Raw genomic sequence first — 19,236 nt, forward strand, 5'->3', positions numbered from 1 at the left:
GGACGGGCCTTCCTGCTGTCTCCTACCAGTTGTCCTTGGTGTAGGTGTTGTTCAGCTGCGCGATGAGCGTGCCGAGACGCGTCAGGTCCTCGACATCCCAGTCGTCCATGAGCTGGTGGAACGCCTGCTTGCGCGCGGTCTGCGCAGCGACGAGCTGCCGTGTCCCCGCCTCCGTCAGCGAGATGGCCTGGGCCCGCCCGTCCAGCGGATCCGCTTCCTTCTGGACGAGTCCGAGCTGTTCGAGCATCGCGATCTGGCGGCTCACCGAGGGCTTTCCGACACCCACGCTGGCGGCGATGTCCGTCAGGCGCATGGATCCCTCGCGCTGCAGGATCACGAGAAGCCCGTAGGCGGCCGGCTCCATGTCGGGGTGCACGCGGCGCGCCACCTTGTACGAGTTCGATCGGGCCCGTCGCCACAGCATGCTCAGCTGCTGCTCGAGGGCCTCGATGGCGGCGTCGGTGTCGGCATCTTCCCCGGGATAGGCTGCAAGGCCCGGGCCGGGGTCGGTTGTGCTCGGCTTCGCGTTCATGGGCCAATTGTAGGGTTCCGCAGGGGCGGAGACACCATGCAACATCATTCGTTTCCTCGGATCGAGTTGCTTCGTGCAGGAAAGGCCGGTAAAAGGCGTCCGCCGCTGCGCAAGCCGTCGTGGAGTTCGCCGGGCTGACGGACGATGCCGGCCCCAGCACGCAGAATGGAGGGGGCGCGGCGGCACGGATGGTGCACCGCGTCCCGATCGGACGATGAGAGCAGGGACACGACATGCGGTTGAGCGACTTCTGGCGACTGATGGACGACGAGTTCGGTGAAGGGTACTCGCGAACCCTCGCCCGTGACCTCGTCGTGGACCAGCTGGGCGACAGGACCGCAGCCGAGGCCCTCGGTTCCGGCGTGGATCCGAAGGCCGTGTGGGAGGCGGTGTGCCGCGCGCAGGACGTGCCGCGGGAGCGCTGGCTCGGGCGGGATGTGAAGCCCCGCTGAGCGGTATCCCGGGCGCTTCCGGCGCGGCCGTGGACACGCTGGGCTCCCGGTGGATAATCGAATACCTGTTCGGATCGGGATATGATGGTGGTGGAGGCGGCGCGCTCTTGTGCACATAGCGGCGGACCCACCTCAAACTGTCGGCGCAGGCTACTACAGTCGAAATCGAACATACACACCGGCCATTTGGGCCATGAACAACCGAGGTGAAGAATGGCCGCTCCAGACCGCGAGAAAGCCCTTGAAGCTGCTCTCGCCCAGATCGACAAGCAGTACGGCAAGGGTTCCATCATGCGTCTCGGCGACGAGACCCGGGCGCCGATCGAAACCATCTCCACGAGTTCCATCGCCCTGGATGCCGCACTCGGCATCGGTGGTCTTCCGCGCGGCAGGATCGTCGAGATCTACGGACCGGAGTCGTCCGGTAAGACCACCGTCGCCCTGCACGCTGTCGCCAGTGCACAGCGCAACGGAGGCATAGCAGCCTTCATCGACGCCGAGCACGCCCTCGACCCGGAGTACGCGAAGAAGCTCGGCGTGGACACGGACGCGCTCCTCGTGTCGCAGCCGGACACGGGCGAGCAGGCGCTCGAGATCATGGACATGCTGATCGGCTCCGGCTCGATCGACATCGTCGTCATCGACTCCGTCGCCGCGCTCGTACCCCGTGCCGAGATCGAGGGTGAGATGGGTGACAGCCATGTGGGCCTGCAGGCCCGCCTGATGAGCCAGGCCCTCCGGAAGATCACCGGCCGCCTGAGCCAGACCAAGACCACCGCCATCTTCATCAACCAGCTGCGCGAGAAGATCGGTGTGTTCTTCGGAAGCCCCGAGACCACCACGGGTGGCAAGGCGCTGAAGTTCTACGCGTCCGTCCGCATCGACGTGCGCCGCATCGAGACCCTGAAGGAAGGCGTGAACCCGGTCGGCAACCGGACCCGCGCCAAGATCGTCAAGAACAAGATGGCGCCGCCTTTCAAGCAGGCCGAGTTCGACATCCTGTACGGTCACGGGATCTCGCGTGAAGGCGGCCTGATCGACGTCGGCGTCGAGAACGGCCTGGTCAAGAAGTCCGGTGCCTGGTTCACCTACGACGGGGACCAGTTGGGGCAGGGCAAGGAGAATGCCCGGAAGTTCCTCAAGGACAATCCTGATCTGGCCGATGAGCTGGAGCAGAAGATCAGGGTCAAGCTGGGCATCGGAGTGCAGGCTGAAGAGCCGGAAGCTCCCAAGCTCAAGGCCGTCAGCGGCGAGTAGCCCGCGTGTCATCGGATACCGGGCCGGAGCCGGTCGGATGGGGAACCTCGTTCGGCCGGTTCGGTTCGGACAGTTCGGCTGATGCCGCCGGCTCCCAGAAGTCGGCCCGGGGGCCGGCCGCGAAGCGACAGGGACTGACCCGGTCCGCTTCGTCATCGTTCGGTGATCGCCGTGCGAGCGGAGCGGGGTGGGGTTCTCCCCCCACTCCTGGCCGTCGCCGGAGAGCTTCGGGACGCCCGCCTGCGGATGATCCCTTCGGTCCGGTCGTCGGGTCGCCCGCCGACGGCGCTGATGACCCCGACGGCGTCTCGGGCGACTCCCTTCGCCAGGCCTCCCGGCGGGAATCGACCTCGGGCGGCAGGTCCGGGGGCGGGCGGTCCGCGCGCAGCAGGACAGGTGAGGGCACCGCGGGCGGGTCCCGCGCACGGCAGCGCTCCGGCGGACGCAGAGGGTCCCTGCCGGCGGAGTCCCCGTCCGACGGTGCGGGGCCGGAGGGAGCGGAGCAGCACAGGAGCGATGAGGAATGGGCGTCCTTGGCGCGCTCGGTCCTGCTGCGGCAACTGGCTCTCGGCGCACGGAGCAGGCACCAGCTCGACCGGAAGCTCGCCGAGCGGGATGTCCCACCGGCGGTGGCCTCGGCACTCCTGGACCGTTTCGAGGAAGTGCAGCTGATCGACGACGCCGAGTTCGCGCGGATGTGGGTGCGTACCCGCACTGCCGCGAAGTCCCTGTCGCGGTCCTCCATCCGGCGTGAGCTCTCCGAGAAGGGCATCGACGCGGAGCTCGCGGAGAGTGCCCTCCTCCAGATCTCCGACGAGGACGAGCACGACCAGGCGCGCGACGTCGTCCGCCGGAAGCTCCGGAGCGGAGCCGACCTCTCGGATCGTGCAGCGCGGGACAAGGAGGTGCGCCGGCTCGTCGGCGTGCTCGCCCGCAAGGGATACAGCCCCGGAGCTGCCTTCTCCATCGTGAAGGACGTCCTCGCGGATGCCGGGGGGTCCGATGGCTAGGGCCGGCGATTGTGGACGTCCATGCCGCCGGTCGTAGGCTTGGAAGCGTGAGCATGACACTTCCCGTCTCCTCGGATGAGACCACCGGCGCCGAGGGCGCCGGTTCCGCCGACCGGCGCACCTACGAGGTGCGCACCTTCGGCTGCCAGATGAACGTGCACGATTCCGAGCGCATCTCCGGACTGCTCGAGGGTGCCGGCCTCGCGCGCGTCGAGGGCGGCCAGGCGGACGTCGTCGTCTTCAACACCTGCGCCGTCCGCGAGAATGCGGACAACAAGCTGTACGGAAACCTCGGGATCCTCAAGGCGGTCAAGGAAGCACGCCCCGGCATGCAGATCGCGGTCGGCGGTTGCCTCGCGCAGAAGGACAGGGAGACCATCCTCAAGAAGGCGCCCTGGGTGGACGCCGTCTTCGGGACGCACAACATCGGCGCCCTGCCGGCCCTGCTGCAGCGGGCGCGCCACAACCAGGACGCGCAGCTCGAGATCCTCGAATCCCTCGACGTCTTCCCCTCGACACTGCCGACCAGGCGCGAGTCCGTCTACGCCGGCTGGGTCTCCATCTCCGTCGGCTGCAACAACACCTGCACTTTCTGCATTGTGCCCTCGCTCCGCGGCAAGGAGCGGGATCGCAGGCCGGGGGAGATCCTCGCCGAGATCGAGGCACTCGTGGCCGACGGCGCCGTAGAGGTCACGCTCCTCGGACAGAACGTCAATTCGTACGGTGTGGAGTTCGGGGACCGGGGGGCCTTCGCCAAGTTGCTGCGGGCCTGCGGGTCCATCGAGGGCGTCGAACGGGTGCGCTTCACCAGCCCCCACCCGGCAGCCTTCACCGATGATGTCATCGAGGCGATGGCCGAGACGCCGAACGTGATGCCCCAGCTGCACATGCCCCTCCAATCGGGTTCGGACCGCGTGCTGAAGGCGATGCGCCGCTCGTACCGCTCCACCCGCTTCCTGGGTATCCTCGAGCGCGTCCGGGACCGCATGCCCCATGCCGCCATCTCGACCGACATCATCGTCGGGTTCCCGGGCGAGACCGAGGAGGACTTCCAGGCCACGCTCGACGTCGTCGCGGAGTCCCGGTTCGCCACGGCCTTCACCTTCCAGTACTCCCGCCGTCCCGGTACGCCCGCTGCGGACCTGCCCGACCAGCTGCCCAAGGCCGTCGTGCAGGAGCGCTTCGAGCGGCTGACCGCCCTCCAGGACCGCATCGCGCGCGAGGAGAACGCCCGCCAGGTCGGCAGGCTCGTCGAGGTCCTCGTGACCGACCAGCAGGGCCGGAAGGGCGGCGAGACCCACCGGCTGACGGGCCGCGCGCGCGACCAGCGCCTCGTCCACTTCACCGTCCCGGACGGCGCCGACGTCCCGCGGCCGGGCGACTTCGTGACGCTGCCCGTCACGGAGGCGGCGTCGTTCCACCTGCTCTCCGATCCGGCGCTCCACGAGTACGCGCTGCGCCGCTCGCGCGCCGGCGACGCGTGGGACAGGAGCCAGGCGGACTCGTGCGGCGTCCCGGTTGCGACGGAGGGTGGTCCCCGCGCCGTATCCCTCGGCATGCCGGCACTGCCCGTGCGGGGAAGCGCCCTTTGACCCTTCCCGTCGTCGCGGTCGTCGGGCCCACAGGATCGGGCAAGTCCGAGCTCGGCATCGCGCTGGCGCACCGCCTGGGTGGGGAGGTCGTCAACGCCGACGCCCTGCAGTTCTACCGGGGCATGGACATCGGCACGGCCAAGCTGTCCGTGGAGGAGCGGCAGGGCGTCGAGCACCATCTCCTCGACATCCTCGACGTCACCGAGGAAGCCAGCGTCGCGGCCTACCAGGCGGAGGTCCGAAGGATCATCGACGGGATCCGGGATCGGGGACGCGTGCCCATCGTCGTCGGCGGCTCCGGCCTGTACGTGCGGGCGGCGCTCGACCGGCTGGAGTTCCCGCCCACGGATCCGGCCGTCCGGGCCCGCCTCGAGTCCGAGCTCTCCGCCGAGGGCAGCGCGACCTTCCGGGAGCGTCTGCGCGCCGTCGATCCCGCGTCGGCCGAGAGGATCGACGACGACCGCCGGCTCATCAGGGCGCGGGAGGTGTACGAGATCAGCGGGCGCCCGTTCAGCGCCTTCATGCCGCGCCGCGAGTACCAACGGGCCACCGTGCAGATCGGTCTCGCCGTGGACCGCGAGATCCTGCGCGAGAGGCTCGCCGAGCGCGTGCACGCGATGGTCCGGGACGGCCTGGGGGCGGAGGTCGAGCGCCTTGCGGCCGTCGGGATCAGGGATGGCCGCACGGCGTCCCGGGCGCTCGGCTACGGGCAGTTCCTCCAGGTCCTCGATGGTTCCCTGACGGAGGCGGAGGCCGTCGAGGAGACCATCGCCGCGACGCGGCGCTTCGCCAAGCGCCAGCTGACCTGGTTCCGGGGCGATCCGCGCGTGGCGTGGACGGATTGGCGGGCGCCTGGGCTGACGGAACGGGCGGTCGAGCTCGTCCGGCGGCACGGGGACATATCCTAGGACGGTGACCGTCCTCCCTGCCGACACCGCCGTGCCCGCCGTCGAGCCCTCGGGCCTGACCTTCACGAAGGGCCACGGCACGGGCAACGACTTCGTCCTGACGCTCGACCCCGAGGGCACCGGCCCCATCGACGCCGCCTTCGTCTCCGCCCTGTGCGACCGCCACCGCGGCATCGGGGCCGACGGGTACATCCGCGCCGTGCGCTCGTCGACGCTTCCCGAAGGCCGCGCCCTCCTGCAGTCCGAGCCGGCCGCCGAATGGTTCATGGACTACCGCAACGGCGACGGGTCGGTGTCGGAGATGTGCGGCAACGGCGTGCGGGTCTTCGCGCACTTCCTCCTCGCCCGGTCCGTCGCCGAGCTGCCCGAGGGCGGCGAGCTGGCCATCGGCACGCGCGCCGGTGTCAAGCGCGTGACCCGGTCCGGCGACGGCTACGCGGTGGACATGGGGCCCTGGGAGTTCATCTTCCCGGAGGCTGCCGTGGCGCGCGGGATGGATTCCCTCGTCGCCATCGGCGGCCTCGACGTCGACCGCCCCGCGCTGTCCGTGAGCATGGGTAATCCGCACACCGTCGTCGCGCTTGCCGAGCACGCCGAACTCGAACGGACGGAACTGCACCGCGCACCGGCCGTGCAGCCGCTGCCACCCGCGGGAACCAACGTCGAACTCGTGGTCCCGTCCGAACCGCTCGTGGGGGACGACGGCGTCGGGCGCCTCACGATGCGCGTCCACGAACGGGGAGTCGGGGAGACGCAGTCCTGCGGTACCGGGGCGTGCGCCGCGGCCGCGGCCACGAGGTTCTGGGCAGGCCGGGACGCGCCCTCCCGGTGGCTCGTGACCGTTCCCGGTGGCGTCGTCGGAGTGACTTTCTTCGATGGGCCCGAGGGCCGCGAGCACGTGCAGCTCAGCGGGCCGGCCGTCCTCGTGGCGGACGGCATGCTGCTGCCCGCGGGCTGACGGACGCGGGACGGCCCCGGCTCAGCCTGCCCGGTGCACCTCGAGGATGCGGAACGACTTGGAGGTCTCCGCCCGCCGGACGCCGAATCCCTCCGGCAGTTCCTCCGCGAGCCAGCGCTGCAGCGAGTCGGCCCCCAGGTTCTTCTGGACCACGAGCCACGCGCGTCCTCCCGGGGCGAGGCGTGGCAGCCAGCGGAGCAGCAGGGCGTGCAGTTCCTGCTTGCCGATGCGGATGGGCGGATTCGACCAGATGGTGTCGAACTCGAGTTCCTCGTCGACGGCGTCGGGGAGACCGGCGGTGACGTTGCCCAGCCCCAGCCGCGCCGCGTTCTCCGTGGTCAGTGCGATGCACCGCTCGTTCACGTCGACGGCGTACACCTCGGCACCGGGGGACAGCAGCGCCATCGTGAGGGCGATCGGCCCCCAGCCACAGCCGATGTCCAGCAGGCGCTGCCCCTCGGGACGGGGCACGGTGTCGAGGAGGATCGCCGTGCCCTTGTCGACGCCGTCGGGACTGAACAGGCCGGACGACGTCACGAGCTCCCGGGATGCGCCGGCCAGGACGACGGAGAGTGGCCGGCGGGTGTCCGGTCCGGCCGGCTGGGCGCTGAAATAGTGCTGTGGATCCATGGAGGAAAGCCTAGTGGCACCGTCGAAGCACCCAGGGCAAGGCGGTTTTCGCGCTGGGAGAATACGCCGCTGCGCGTCCGTGGTCGGCCGTAGAATTGACGGACATCCATTGAGGGAGACTATGACCACGAACAACGGACATTCCACCGGAGCCGACATGGGCCCGGAGGAGATCCAAGCCGTCATCGACCGGATCCTCGCCAGCGACGAAGCTGCCGTGGCGAAGGCGAAGAACGGGACGACGAAGCCGGAGGCGACCGCCGCGCCGATCGACAGGACCTGGCGATCACGCGCCCTGGCCCTGTCGCAGGATGAGCAACCATCCGAGTCGGACGGCGACCAGCAGGACCTGTCCGAGCGTCGGGCCCTCCGCCGTGTCGCTGGGCTGTCCACCGAGCTCGAGGACGTCACCGAGGTCGAATACCGGCAGCTGAGGCTGGAGCGGGTCGTCCTCGCCGGACTGTGGAGCGAAGGAACGGCGCAGGACGCCGAGAACTCGCTCCAGGAGCTGGCGGCCCTCGCGGAGACCGCCGGATCCGAGGTGCTCGACGGTATCGTCCAGCGCCGCCTCAAGCCCGACCCCGCGACGTTCCTCGGCTCGGGCAAGGCCCAGGAGCTCAAGGAGATCGTCCAGGCGACCGGCGCGGACACGGTGATCGTCGACAGCGAGCTGTCGCCGTCGCAGCGCCGTGGCCTGGAGGACATCGTCAAGGTCAAGGTCATCGACCGTACGGCCCTGATCCTCGACATCTTCGCCCAGCATGCCAAGAGCCGTGAGGGCAAGGCCCAGGTCGAACTCGCACAGCTCGAGTACCTGCTCCCGCGCCTGAGGGGCTGGGGCGAGTCCATGTCCCGCCAGGCCGGTGGCCAGGTCGGAAGCGCCGGCGCCGGTATGGGTTCCCGCGGGCCCGGTGAGACGAAGATCGAACTCGACCGACGCAAGATCCGTACCCGGATGGCCAAACTGCGCCGCGAGATCGCCGGCATGAAGCCCGCTCGCGAGACCAAGCGGTCCAACCGACGGCGCAACCAGGTGCCCTCGGTCGCCATCGCCGGCTACACGAACGCCGGCAAGTCGTCCCTGCTGAACCGGCTCACGGACGCCGGCGTGCTCGTCGAGAACGCCCTGTTCGCCACCCTCGATCCGACGGTCCGCAAGGCCGAGACACCGGACGGGATCGGCTACACGCTGGCGGACACGGTCGGATTCGTCCGTTCCCTGCCCACGCAGCTGGTCGAGGCGTTCCGGTCGACGCTGGAAGAGGTGGCCGACTCCGACCTGATCCTGCACGTCGTCGACGCGTCCCATCCGGATCCGGAGGGACAGATCGCGGCGGTACGCACCGTGCTGACCGAGGTGGACGCCCGCAAGGTGCCCGAGATCATCGTGCTGAACAAGGCCGACGCCGCCGATCCGTTCGTCATCGAGCGCCTGAGGCAGCGCGAACCCAGGTCGGTCGTCGTCTCCGCCCGCACCGGAGCTGGGCTGACCGAACTCCGTCAGCTGATCAGCACGAACATCCCACGCCCCGGCGTGAAGCTGGACATCCTGGTGCCCTACGAGCGGGGCGAGGTCCTCAGCCGCCTCCATGAAGAGGACGTGGAGATCCTCGGCATGGAGCACGTCGACGACGGGACGCGCCTCGAAGTGATGGTCCGGGAGGGCCTGGCAGCCGAGCTGGAGCCCTACGTCCGCAATGACTGACAGCCCGCGGTCCGGCGCCGCCGTCGCGGCGCCGGGCGCGGCGCGCTCCTCCGCAGAGGCCCGGCAGGCCCTCGACCTGCTCGACACCGCCGTGGGGGCGATGGGCGGGGAGATGCGCGCCGGCCAGCACGAGATGGTGCGCCAGGTCAGCGAGGCCATCCGCACGGGCGACCACCTCCTCGTCCAGGCCGGTACGGGAACGGGCAAGTCCCTCGCGTACCTGGTCCCACTGATCGCCCATGCCATGGACAGTGACCGCCCGTCGGTCGTCTCGACCGCGACGCTCGCCCTGCAGGCGCAGATCGTCGGCCGGGACCTGCCGCGCCTCCTCGATGCCGTCCGGCCGGCGCTGGCACGGCCTGTCGACGTCGCGCTCCTCAAGGGCCGCTCGAACTACGTCTGCCTCCACAAGACCGGAGGCGGCTTCCCCGAGGAGGACGCCCCCGACACCCTCTTCAGCCTCGGCGAGGACGCCGCGCCGCATCCTGCTCCGGCGTCGGGCGGTGCGCCCGCATCGGCGCTCGGCCGGGAGGTTGTGAGGCTCCGGGAGTGGGCGGAGGAGACGACGACGGGCGACCGGGACGACCTCGTCCCGGGCGTGAGCGACCGCGCGTGGCGCCAGGTGTCCGTGTCCAGCATGGAATGCCTCGGTGCTGCCCGCTGCCCCGTGGCCCAGGAGTGCTTCAGCGAGAGGGCTCGCGCCGCCGCCGCGGACGCGGACATCATCATCACCAACCACGCGATGCTCGCGATCAGTGCCTTCGAGGGCCTCGCCGTGCTGCCCGAGTACGACGTGGTGGTCATCGACGAGGCGCACGAACTCCACGACCGCGTCACGGGGGCCGTGTCGGGCCAGCTGTCGGCCTCGATGGTGAGCGCCGCGGCCACGGCGCTGCGGCGTCACGCGTCGATCGGCACCGCGGCCCTCGATACCGCCGCGGCGGCCTTCGAGTCGGCATCAGAACTCCTGTCCTCCGGACTGCTGCCGGGCGGCCTGCCGGACGACGTCGAGCAGTCGCTCTCCCAGGTCCGCGACGCGGCGCGCGCTGCGCTCTCCGACACGAAGACGGAGGGCAAGTCGGAGGCCGACGTGGACGGCGGCCGGCAGGTCGCCCGGTCCCGCGTGACCCTGGTCTTCGAGCTCGCGGAGCGGATCCTGGCGGCCTCGGACCTGAACGAGGTGGTCTGGGCATCCCGCCCCAGTACCTTCACGCCCGGCTCGGGGTACGAGCAGCCGGACGAGAGCTCACCCGCGACGCTGAACGTGGCTCCGCTCTCCGTCGCCGGGCGCCTGCGGGAAGGACTGTTCGAGGACCACACGGTGATCCTGACCTCGGCGACGCTCGCGATCGGCTCCGAGTTCGGACCGGTCGCGGGATCGCTGGGCCTCAGCGGTCCCGGCGCGCCCGCGTGGACCGGCGTCGACGTGGGGAGTCCCTTCGACTACCCCCGGCAGGGGGTCCTGTACGTGGCGAAGGACCTTCCGAAGCCCGAGCGCGGCACCTCCGACGCGCAGCTGGCGGAGCTCCTGACGCTGCTCACGGCCTCCCGCGGGGGAGCGCTCGGCCTGTTCTCGTCCAAGCGGGCCGCCGAGGAGGCGGCGGAGGCGCTGCGCCCGAAGGTCGACTTCGAGATCCTGTGCCAGGGGGACTCGTCCCTCAGTGCGCTCGTGACCCGGTTCGCGGACGAGCCGGACACGTGCCTTTTCGGCACCATGTCGCTGTGGCAGGGGGTGGACGTGCCGGGCTCGTCCTGCCGACTCGTGGTCATCGACCGCATCCCGTTCCCGCGGCCGGACGATCCGCTGATGACGGCGCGGACCAGGGCCGTGGCCCGGAACGGCGGCAACGGCTTCATGAGCGTCTCGGCGACGCACGCCGCGGTGCGGCTGGCGCAGGGCGCCGGTCGCCTCATCCGCGCTGCAGGGGACAGGGGGGTGGTGGCCGTCCTGGACAGCCGCCTCGCCAACGCCCGGTACGGCGGGTTCCTCCGGGCGGCGCTCCCGCCGTTCTGGGCGACGACGGACCGCGAGACGGTCACCGGCATCCTGGAGCGGCTTTCGGGACGCTGATGCGCCCGCCGGGCGGGCATGCACTCCGCCGGGCGCGTCGCGATCGACGGTCGGCTGCGCTCGGCGCACCGCCGTCGCCCCGGTCGGCCGTCCGGCCGTCGAACCCGTAAGGGACGCGCTACAGGGCGCGCATCACCGAGACGACCTTGCCCATGATGCTGGCGTGGTCGCCGAGGATCGGCTCGTAGCGCGTGTTCTGCGGCAGGAGCCATGTGTGGCCGTCCCGCTGCCGGAAGGTCTTGACGGTCGCCTCGTCATCGAGCAGCGCCGCCACGATGTCACCGTTCTGTGCACTCTGCTGCTTGCGGACGACGACCCAGTCACCGTCGCAGATCGCGGCATCCACCATGGAATCCCCGGAGACCCTCAGCATGAACAGCTCGCCATGGCCCACGAGCTGCCGTGGCAGGGGCATGACGTCCTCGACGACCTGGTCGGCGAGGATGGGCCCGCCCGCGGCGATCCGTCCCACGAGCGGCACCAGGGCGGTGTCGACGGCGATCTGGTGTTCCCCGGGCTTCCGGTCCGACGACGAGCCGGCCGCATCCGCCGACTGCTCGGAGGCAAGCGTCAGTGGCAGCAGTACCTCCATGGCCCGGGGGCGCTTCGGATCGCGCCGCAGGTAGCCGAGCCGCTCGAGCTGTGACAACTGGTGGGTCACGCTCGACAGGCTCGCAAGCCCCACGGTGTCACCGATCTCCCGCATGGAGGGCGGATACCCCTTGTCGGCGATCGAGCGCTGGATCGTCTCGAGGATCGTCAGCTGGCGGGCGGTCAGGCCCTTGGACACGGAGCGTCCGCGCGGACGTCCGCGGCCCGCGGAGATGGGCACGGCATCGGCCGGACCGGCGGCGGTGTTCGATTCCTGCCGGACTGCCGGGGTTGGTTCCGCCACTGGTGTGCCTTTCGCCTGGGACGTCGATCCCGTCGTGTCCGCCGATCGGCTCCCGGTGGACCGGAAGCCGATATGTCAGTGGCGGGTGGTTGTCTGGAGCACATCGACGGTTCGCCTGCCGCTGGGGAGCGGCTTCCACCGGTGATGCACTCTCCTGCTCACGCTAGGACAGTCCGGGGCAGTTATCAAACATATGTTCGAGCGAGTCTCGACAACGGTCGTTCGTAGGTGCTAGAAATAGGCAGACACGAATTAGAACGTATGTTCGAAAAAGGCTCCAGGCCTGCATCGGACATTCGAAGGGAAAGAGGATACGCAATGGCTGAAGCACTGCACGGCAGCACGGCGCTGTGGGCGCTCACGCCCGCTCGGTCCGGGGCGACCCTTCGGAGCGTCCCCGCCCTCCCGCAGGCCACCGCACCGTCGGGGGACGGGCAGCGGAGCACCCAGCGCCCCCTGACCCTCACCCGGCGGGGCAGGCTGCTGCTGGTCGGTCTCCCGATCGCCCTGGGTGTGGCCGCGCTGATCCTCCTCGGCGCATTCCTGACCTCCCAGGCGCAGGCGGGCGAGTCCGCGCCGACGACCTCGCAGACGCTCGAGGTGAGCATCGCCGCGGGAGAGTCGCTGTGGGACCTCGCGGTCCGGTACGCCCCGGAGCGGGACCCGCGCGACGTCGTCGCGGAGATGGTCGAACTCAACAACCTGGGCACCTCCATCGTCCAGGCGGGGCAGCGTATCTCGGTACCCGCCGAGGGATAGGCGTCCACCTCGTCGACCACGGGAGCAATCTGCCGGTCGGTTCGCGATCCGCCCGGGGGACGGCGCCCGTATTCGCTGGTATTCGCCGCTGAAGTCCGCATCCCTTAAACTGGAGGAGTGCCATCCTCCGTCGACGCCCTTGCGAACCTTCCCCTGCGTGATGACCTCGTGGGACTCCACCCGTATGGTGCCCCGCAACTGGATGTGCCCATCCTGCTGAACGTCAACGAGAACACGCACGGCGTCCCCGCCGACGTGCACGCAGCCATCGTCGAGGCTGTCGCCGAGGCCACCCAGGGCCTGAACCGCTATCCGGACCGCGAGTTCACCGAGTTGCGGAAGAACCTTGCCGACTACCTCGGGCACGGACTGACGCCGGATCAGCTGTGGGCCGCGAACGGCTCGAACGAAGTGCTGCAGCAGGTCCTGCAGGCCTTCGGCGGGCCGGGGCGCACGGCGATCGGCTTTCCGCCCACCTACTCCATGTACCCGCTGCTGGCCAGCGGGACCGGAACACGCTACGTCACGGCGGACCGGGGAGCAGCCTATGCCATGACACCCGAGGCGACCGCCCGTGCCGTCCGCGAGTCCGCGGCGAACGTGGTGTTCCTGTGCTCGCCCAACAACCCGACCGGCACGGCGCTCGGCCTCGACGTCATCGAAGCCGCCTACGAAGCCGGCGAGGCCGCCCGCGCCATCATCATCGTCGACGAGGCCTACGGAGAGTTCGCGCAGAAGGACACGCCGAGCGCCCTGACGTTGCTTGCCGGCCGACCCCGCCTGCTGGTGTCCCGCACCATGAGCAAGGCCTTCGCCCTGGCCGGGGCGAGGATCGGCTACCTCGCGGCCGCGCCGGAGGTCACGGATGCCCTCCGACTGGTCCGCCTGCCGTATCACCTCTCCGCCATCACCCAGGCGGCGGCCAACGCAGCGCTGACCCACGCGGACACCCTGCTCTCGAACGTCGAGGCCATCAAGGTGCAGCGGGACCGCATCGTGCGGGAACTCGAGCTCCTCGGCCTCTCACCGGCGCCGTCGGACGCCAACTTCGTGTTCTTCTCGGGACTCGACGATCCGCGCCGCGTGTGGCAGGGCCTGCTGGACGCGGGAGTGCTCATCCGCGACGTCGGCATCCCGGGTTCCCTGCGGGTGACCGCGGGAACAGAGGAGGAGACGACGGCGTTCCTCTCCGCGTTGGGGAAGTTGCTCTAGCCCCCAGGGGCGGTCCGCCCCAGGGCAACGTCTCCTAGACTTGGAGGGCACGACGCCTGACACACCGCGCCGTGCACCACCTCCAGCCCGCCCGACGCCACGCCGAACCGCGCCCGGATGACCGGTAGCGCACAGAAGGAATGCAATGACAGTTGATGCCGCCCGCGGCCGTACGGCCCGCATCGAGCGCGTCACGAGCGAGTCCAGCGTCCTCGTGGAACTCGACCTCGACGGAACCGGTGTGTCCTCGATCGACACCACGGTGCCGTTCTACGACCACATGCTCACGGCCCTGTCGAAGCACTCACTGATCGACCTGACCATCCGGTCCTCGGGTGACACGCACATCGACGTGCACCACACCGTCGAGGACACGGCCATCGCCATCGGCGAGGCGCTCCGCCTCGCGCTCGGAACGAAGGCAGGCATCCGCCGTTTCGGCGAGGCGACGGTTCCCCTGGACGAGGCACTCGCGAACGCCGTCGTCGACATCTCCGGCCGCCCGTTCCTCGTGCACGGCGGCGAGCCCGCAGGGCAGGAATACCACCTCATCGGCGGCCACTTCACGGGATCCCTGACCCGGCACGTGCTCGAGGCCCTGGCGCTGCACGCCCAGATCTGCCTGCATGTCACCGTCGTCGCGGGCCGGGACCCGCACCACATCGTCGAAGCCCAGTTCAAGGCCCTTGCCCGGGCCCTGCGCGCCGCCGTCGAGCCGGATCCGCGGGTCGACGGCATCCCGTCCACCAAGGGGGCACTATGACACCGCGCACCGTCACGGTCCTGGACTACGGATCGGGCAACGTCCGCTCCGTGGTGCGAGCGCTCGAACACGTCGGCGCCGAGGTGGTGCTGAGCGCCAAACCCGATGACGTCCTGAACGCCGACGGGCTGCTCGTGCCCGGGGTGGGCGCCTTCGCCGCGGTGATGAAGGGTCTCAAGGATGTCGATGCCCTCCGCATGATCGGACGCCGGGTGGCCGGCGGACGTCCCGTGCTCGGCATCTGCGTGGGACTGCAGGTCCTGTTCGACGAGGGCGTGGAGCATGGAGTGCGCACACCGGGTATGGCCGAGTGGCCGGGGACGGTCGAACGGCTGAAGGCCGATGTCGTGCCGCACATGGGCTGGAACACCGTCCAGGCGCCGGAGGACACGGTCCTCTTCGACGGGATCCGCGACGAGCGCTTCTACTTCGTGCACTCGTACGGCGTCCAGGACTGGTCCTTCGACGTCACCCAACCGGCGATGAAGCCTCCGCAGGTCACCTGGTCCGATCACGGTGGTCCCTTCATCGCCGCGGTCGAGAACGGGCCCCTCAGTGCCACGCAGTTCCACCCCGAGAAGTCCGGGGACGCGGGAGCGCAGCTCCTGCGGAACTGGATCGAGGGCCTCCGGTGAGCCGATGCTGAGTGTCGTCCTCATGGGCGTCGCCGGCCTCCTGGTCGGCGGAGCGTTCTCGCTCCGCAGCCAGAAGTTCCCCCGCTGGGTGTGGATCGCCTTCCTCGTGCTGGCCGGTCTGTCCCTCTTCGCCGCGTACCTGTTCACGTTCTCCGGCGGATAGCCGGACCACCCTCTCCCGACCGCCCGGCCATCCCGGCCCCCGCCGCCCGCAAGAAAGCAGACCATGAGTCCCTTCTCCGAATCACCCACCCTCCAGCTCCTTCCCGCCGTCGATGTCGCCGACGGACAGGCCGTCCGGCTCGTCCAGGGGGAAGCGGGCAGTGAGACCAGCTACGGCGATCCGCTCGACGCGGCCCTCGCCTGGCAGGAGGACGGCGCGGAGTGGGTGCACCTGGTGGATCTCGATGCGGCATTCGGCCGGGGCTCCAACCGGGACCTGCTCGAACGCGTGGTCAAGCACCTCGACATCAAGGTCGAACTCTCCGGGGGCATCCGCGACGACGCATCGCTGGACGCGGCCCTCGAACTCGGGGCAACCAGGGTGAACCTCGGCACGGCCGCGCTGGAGAACCCGGAGTGGACCGAGCTGGCCATCGCCCGGTACGGCGATGCCATCGCCGTCGGGCTCGACGTCCGCGGCACCACCCTCGCGGCGCGGGGGTGGACGGAGGACGGCGGCGACCTGTGGGAGGTGCTGCAGCGCCTCGAGGACGCCGGCTGCGCACGCTACGTCGTCACGGACGTGACGAAGGACGGCACGCTCAAGGGACCGAACCTCGCGCTCCTCCAGGAGGTCCTGGCCAGGACCTCGCGTCCCGTCGTCGCCTCGGGCGGCATCTCCAGCCTCGACGACATCGCGGCACTCCGCGACCTCGTGCCGAGCGGTCTCGAGGGCGCGATCGTCGGCAAGGCCCTCTATGCCGGAGCCTTCACCCTGCCCCAGGCGCTGGACGTGGCAGGGCTGCCCGCCGCGGACGCGTGACCGCCAGGCAGCTGCCCGCGCACATCGCAGCGGCACTGGCGGGCAACACCACCGACTCCGCCGGTCGGCCGTGGGCGGGCCGGGACCTGTCCGGTCCGGCCAACCCGCTGCACGCGTTCGACGACGACGACGGCTCGGCCGACGCACGGCTCGCCGCCGCGGTGGCGGGGCTCCTCGGAGCATCCGGCCAGCCGGGCCCGCACGAACAGGCCGTCTTCGCGGCGCTGACGACGGCACGGGTGTTCATCCCCATCGTCGCGCAGCTCAGCCAGGGAGGGGACGCGGCGTCCGGTCTGCAGGCCGACAAGGAAGCCGACATGGCGCTCGTCACGCTCACGGCACCGGACGGACGGAAAGCGCTGCCGGTGTTCTCCTCGACGCAGGCGCTGGCACGCTGGCACCCTGACGCCCGGCCCGTGGCCGCCTACGCGGCACGGGCCGCCCTCGCCGCAGCGGCGGAGCAGGCAGAGCTCCTGGTTCTCGACCCGGGTGCGGAGGTGACCTTCGTCCTCCGGCGTCCGGCCGTCTGGGCCCTCGCCCAACAGGCGAGCTGGACGCCGTCCTACGAGGACCAGGAACTGGCCGCGCTCATCGATGCGGTCGCACGTGGGCAGGAGGGCATCCTGTCGGTGCAGTTGAGGCCCGGCGCGGGAGTCCTCACGCGGGCCGCCGACGGTAGCATTGCCTTCGGTGGGGGACCGGGCCCCGAGCTGCGCATGGATCTCCAGCTCCGCGGGGGGCTTCCTCCGCAGGACGTGCGGGACATCGTGTCCGCCTTCCGTGCCAGGCTCCTCGACCTCACCGAATTCGTGGAACGCGTCGACTCGCTCGACATCAAACTCACCCGCTGACGGAGCCGCCGGCGGAGAAGGACAGTCCGTGAACTTCGCCGTATACCGGGACCTGCTGCGCATCCGGTCCGTCCGGATGCTCCTGCTCGTCGGGATGATCGCCCGCTTCCCGCACTCCGCGGCAGGGGTCCTGTTGACCCTGCACGTGGTACAGACGCTGGACCGCGGCTACGCCGAGGCCGGCGCCGTCGCCGCGGTCGTGACCATCGGGATCGCGGTCGGTGCGCCCTGGCGGGGGCGGCGGATCGACACCGCAGGACTGCGCCGCGCGCTCGTCCCGTCCATCGTCGCGGAGGCGGCCATCTGGTCCGTGGCGCCGCACCTTCCGTACCAGTGGCTGCTGGTCGCCGCGCTGATCGGCGGGCTCTTCACGCTTCCGGCGTTCTCCGTCATCCGCCAGGCGCTCGGCGTCCTCGTGGAGGGCGACCGGCGGCGCACGGCCTTCACGCTCGACGCGATCTCCACCGAGGTCGTCTTCATGGCCGGGCCGGCTGTCGGCGTCGTCCTGGCGACGCAGGTCTCCACGGTGCTCGGCCTGACGCTCGTGGGGCTCGCCACGGCCTCCGCCGGTCTCTTCCTGATGTGGTTCAACCCTCCGACGCGCTCGGAGCAACTGCCCGACGCCGGGACGGTCGCGGCCGCCGCGCCCGCCGGGATCGGCGAGGCCGCAGCGGACCTCATCGGGATCCATGATGCAGGGCAGGAGGGGCGGCGGCGCACCTCGCTGCTCCGACGGGGAGTGCGGCGCGCCTTCCCATGGCTGACGGTTCCGCTGGTGATCGTGATGATCATCGCGGCGGGAGCGGGGCTGGTGCTGTCGGGCTCGGAGGTCGGCATCGTGGCTGCGCTCGAGCACGCCGGCAACGAGGGGCAGCTCGGCCTCGTCTTCGTGGCGTGGTGTGCGGCGTCCGTGGTGGGCGGCCTCCTCTACGGCGCGCTCCACCGGCCCGTCCCGCCGTCGCTCCTCCTGCTCGGCATGGCGCTCCTGACGTTGCCGATGGCTTTCGCCGACAGCACTCTCTCACTGGCAGTCCTGTCGATTCCCGCGGGCCTGCTGTGCGCCCCCGTGCTCTCCGCGGCTTCCGAGAAGGTCGCCGATCTGGTGGCCGAGGATCGCAGGGGCGAGGCGATGGGCTGGTACGGATCCGCGTTGACCTCGGGGGTCGCGCTGGGGGCACCCGTTGCCGGCGTCCTCATCGACGCCACCGGTCCCTGGGGCGGCTTCACCGCGGTGGCCGTCGTCTCATCGGTCATCGGGGCCGCGGGGTTCGCCGCCCGGAACCTCGGCAGCCGCCCCGCGACGGCGGAATCAGCTCGGGCGGCGAGCCGGCCGCACTGACCTGCCGGCAGCGAGCCGGCCGCGCCGACCTGCGGCAGCGAGCTGCGCGGCGGCGATCAGGGGACGGCAGGGGCCGACCGGCGAACACCTGGAACGCGAACGAGCCGCACCGGCCGGTGCGGCTCGTCCATGACCCTTCGACCGGAGGACGGGTGTCGTCGGATCAGTTGACCGGGCCCGTGTACTTCTCGCCGGGGCCCTTCCCCGGGGGATCAGGGATGATCGAGGCTTCGCGGAACGCGAGCTGCAGGGAGCGGAGCCCGTCACGCAGGGGCCCGGCATGCTGGGAGCCGATCTCCGGTGCTGCCGCCGTGACGAAGCCGGCCAGGGCCGTGATCAGCTTGCGTGCCTCGTCGAGGTCCTTGAGCTGCTCGGCGTTCTCCTCGTGGCCGAGGCCGCACTTGACGGCGGCGGCACTCATGAGGTGCACCGCCGAGGTCACGATGACCTCCACGGCGGCCACCTCGGAGATGTCGCGCATCTGCTGGCGGACGTCCTGCTCCGCCGTGTCGGAGGGGCCGGCGCCGTGTTCCTGCTCCTCGGCGAAGCTGCGTCGGGAGGCTGTCGCCGCTCCCTCGTCGGGGGCGTCCTGCGGATTGTCGTGTGGGGTGTTCATACTGGTAAGCTTGGCATAGACCAACCGGTCGAAGTTACTCGCTGTGCCCCTCCCGGGGGTGGTGCG

20 protein-coding genes are annotated in these 19,236 nt (G+C 70.4%); 16 read left to right on the forward strand and 4 right to left on the reverse strand.

The window, feature by feature from the left end:
• Window positions 1-22 precede the first annotated feature (22 nt).
• The gene (locus tag ACIQCY_RS07430) at window positions 23-532 is read right to left on the reverse strand and encodes a MarR family winged helix-turn-helix transcriptional regulator (protein WP_400483254.1); all 510 of its coding nucleotides are present in this window, start codon (window positions 530-532) and stop codon (window positions 23-25) included.
• Window positions 533-765: 233 nt separating this feature from the next.
• Between ACIQCY_RS07430 and ACIQCY_RS07435 the strand changes: the two genes are divergently transcribed.
• The 6 genes from ACIQCY_RS07435 (at window position 766) to dapF (ending at window position 6,709) form a co-directional block, all read left to right on the forward strand.
• The gene (locus tag ACIQCY_RS07435) at window positions 766-984 is read left to right on the forward strand and encodes a DUF3046 domain-containing protein (RefSeq protein ID WP_400483255.1); all 219 of its coding nucleotides are present in this window, start codon (window positions 766-768) and stop codon (window positions 982-984) included.
• Window positions 985-1,197: 213 nt separating this feature from the next.
• The gene (gene recA, locus ACIQCY_RS07440) at window positions 1,198-2,241 is read left to right on the forward strand and encodes a recombinase RecA (protein ID WP_400483256.1); all 1,044 of its coding nucleotides are present in this window, start codon (window positions 1,198-1,200) and stop codon (window positions 2,239-2,241) included.
• A 533-nt stretch (window positions 2,242-2,774) separates the two neighbouring features.
• Window positions 2,775-3,251 carry a regulatory protein RecX gene (locus ACIQCY_RS07445; RefSeq protein WP_400483257.1) on the forward strand — a complete coding sequence of 159 codons (477 nt, stop codon included), beginning with the start codon at window positions 2,775-2,777 and terminating at the stop codon, window positions 3,249-3,251.
• A 53-nt stretch (window positions 3,252-3,304) separates the two neighbouring features.
• Window positions 3,305-4,843 carry a tRNA (N6-isopentenyl adenosine(37)-C2)-methylthiotransferase MiaB gene (gene miaB, locus ACIQCY_RS07450; RefSeq protein WP_400483311.1) on the forward strand — a complete coding sequence of 513 codons (1,539 nt, stop codon included), beginning with the start codon at window positions 3,305-3,307 and terminating at the stop codon, window positions 4,841-4,843.
• On the forward strand, window positions 4,840-5,751 hold the full coding sequence (gene miaA / locus ACIQCY_RS07455; RefSeq protein WP_400483258.1) for a tRNA (adenosine(37)-N6)-dimethylallyltransferase MiaA: 912 nt from the start codon (window positions 4,840-4,842) through the stop codon (window positions 5,749-5,751). The genes miaB and miaA overlap by 4 nt, the downstream gene beginning before the upstream one ends.
• Before the next feature lie 4 nt (window positions 5,752-5,755).
• A complete protein-coding gene (dapF, locus tag ACIQCY_RS07460; RefSeq protein ID WP_400483259.1) occupies window positions 5,756-6,709 on the forward strand; it encodes a diaminopimelate epimerase in 954 nt (317 codons plus the stop codon).
• A 21-nt stretch (window positions 6,710-6,730) separates the two neighbouring features.
• Here dapF and ACIQCY_RS07465 read toward each other — a convergent pair whose 3' ends face one another.
• A complete protein-coding gene (locus ACIQCY_RS07465) occupies window positions 6,731-7,339 on the reverse strand; it encodes a class I SAM-dependent methyltransferase (RefSeq protein WP_400483260.1) in 609 nt (202 codons plus the stop codon).
• Window positions 7,340-7,460: 121 nt separating this feature from the next.
• Between ACIQCY_RS07465 and hflX the strand changes: the two genes are divergently transcribed.
• Entirely contained in the window at window positions 7,461-9,044 is a 1,584-nt protein-coding gene (gene hflX, locus ACIQCY_RS07470; RefSeq protein ID WP_400483261.1) for a GTPase HflX, read from the forward strand.
• A complete protein-coding gene (locus ACIQCY_RS07475) occupies window positions 9,037-11,115 on the forward strand; it encodes an ATP-dependent DNA helicase (protein ID WP_400483262.1) in 2,079 nt (692 codons plus the stop codon). Before hflX ends, ACIQCY_RS07475 begins: the two co-directional genes overlap by 8 nt.
• Window positions 11,116-11,233: 118 nt before the next feature.
• Here ACIQCY_RS07475 and lexA read toward each other — a convergent pair whose 3' ends face one another.
• Entirely contained in the window at window positions 11,234-11,947 is a 714-nt protein-coding gene (gene lexA, locus ACIQCY_RS07480) for a transcriptional repressor LexA (RefSeq protein WP_400483312.1), read from the reverse strand.
• A 381-nt stretch (window positions 11,948-12,328) separates the two neighbouring features.
• Here lexA and ACIQCY_RS07485 point away from each other — a divergent pair, with 381 nt between their 5' ends.
• The 8 genes from ACIQCY_RS07485 (at window position 12,329) to ACIQCY_RS07520 (ending at window position 18,554) form a co-directional block, all read left to right on the forward strand.
• Window positions 12,329-12,769 (forward strand): LysM peptidoglycan-binding domain-containing protein, encoded by a 441-nt coding sequence (locus ACIQCY_RS07485; RefSeq protein WP_400483263.1) that lies wholly within the window; start codon window positions 12,329-12,331, stop codon window positions 12,767-12,769.
• A 117-nt stretch (window positions 12,770-12,886) separates the two neighbouring features.
• Window positions 12,887-13,981 (forward strand): histidinol-phosphate transaminase, encoded by a 1,095-nt coding sequence (locus ACIQCY_RS07490; protein WP_400483264.1) that lies wholly within the window; start codon window positions 12,887-12,889, stop codon window positions 13,979-13,981.
• A gap of 145 nt (window positions 13,982-14,126) precedes the next feature.
• Window positions 14,127-14,744 carry an imidazoleglycerol-phosphate dehydratase HisB gene (hisB, locus tag ACIQCY_RS07495; protein ID WP_400483265.1) on the forward strand — a complete coding sequence of 206 codons (618 nt, stop codon included), beginning with the start codon at window positions 14,127-14,129 and terminating at the stop codon, window positions 14,742-14,744.
• Window positions 14,741-15,379: an imidazole glycerol phosphate synthase subunit HisH gene (gene hisH, locus ACIQCY_RS07500; RefSeq protein ID WP_400483266.1), complete on the forward strand. Its 639-nt coding sequence runs from the start codon at window positions 14,741-14,743 to the stop codon at window positions 15,377-15,379. Before hisB ends, hisH begins: the two co-directional genes overlap by 4 nt.
• Before the next feature lie 4 nt (window positions 15,380-15,383).
• Window positions 15,384-15,542, forward strand: coding sequence for a hypothetical protein (locus ACIQCY_RS07505; RefSeq protein ID WP_400483267.1), 159 nt, complete (start codon window positions 15,384-15,386; stop codon window positions 15,540-15,542).
• A 63-nt stretch (window positions 15,543-15,605) separates the two neighbouring features.
• The gene (gene priA / locus ACIQCY_RS07510) at window positions 15,606-16,364 is read left to right on the forward strand and encodes a bifunctional 1-(5-phosphoribosyl)-5-((5-phosphoribosylamino)methylideneamino)imidazole-4-carboxamide isomerase/phosphoribosylanthranilate isomerase PriA (protein WP_400483268.1); all 759 of its coding nucleotides are present in this window, start codon (window positions 15,606-15,608) and stop codon (window positions 16,362-16,364) included.
• Window positions 16,361-17,215, forward strand: a complete 855-nt coding sequence (locus tag ACIQCY_RS07515; RefSeq protein WP_400483269.1) for an SseB family protein — start codon at window positions 16,361-16,363, stop codon at window positions 17,213-17,215. Before priA ends, ACIQCY_RS07515 begins: the two co-directional genes overlap by 4 nt.
• 28 nt (window positions 17,216-17,243) lie before the next feature.
• Window positions 17,244-18,554 carry an MFS transporter gene (locus ACIQCY_RS07520; protein WP_400483270.1) on the forward strand — a complete coding sequence of 437 codons (1,311 nt, stop codon included), beginning with the start codon at window positions 17,244-17,246 and terminating at the stop codon, window positions 18,552-18,554.
• A gap of 163 nt (window positions 18,555-18,717) precedes the next feature.
• Here ACIQCY_RS07520 and ACIQCY_RS07525 read toward each other — a convergent pair whose 3' ends face one another.
• A complete protein-coding gene (locus ACIQCY_RS07525; protein WP_400483271.1) occupies window positions 18,718-19,170 on the reverse strand; it encodes a DUF1844 domain-containing protein in 453 nt (150 codons plus the stop codon).
• Between the last annotated feature and the right edge of the window lie 66 nt (window positions 19,171-19,236).

It is taken from the genome of Arthrobacter sp. NPDC092385 (genome assembly GCF_044755105.1).
Classification (GTDB): Bacteria; Actinomycetota; Actinomycetes; order Actinomycetales; family Micrococcaceae; genus Arthrobacter_D.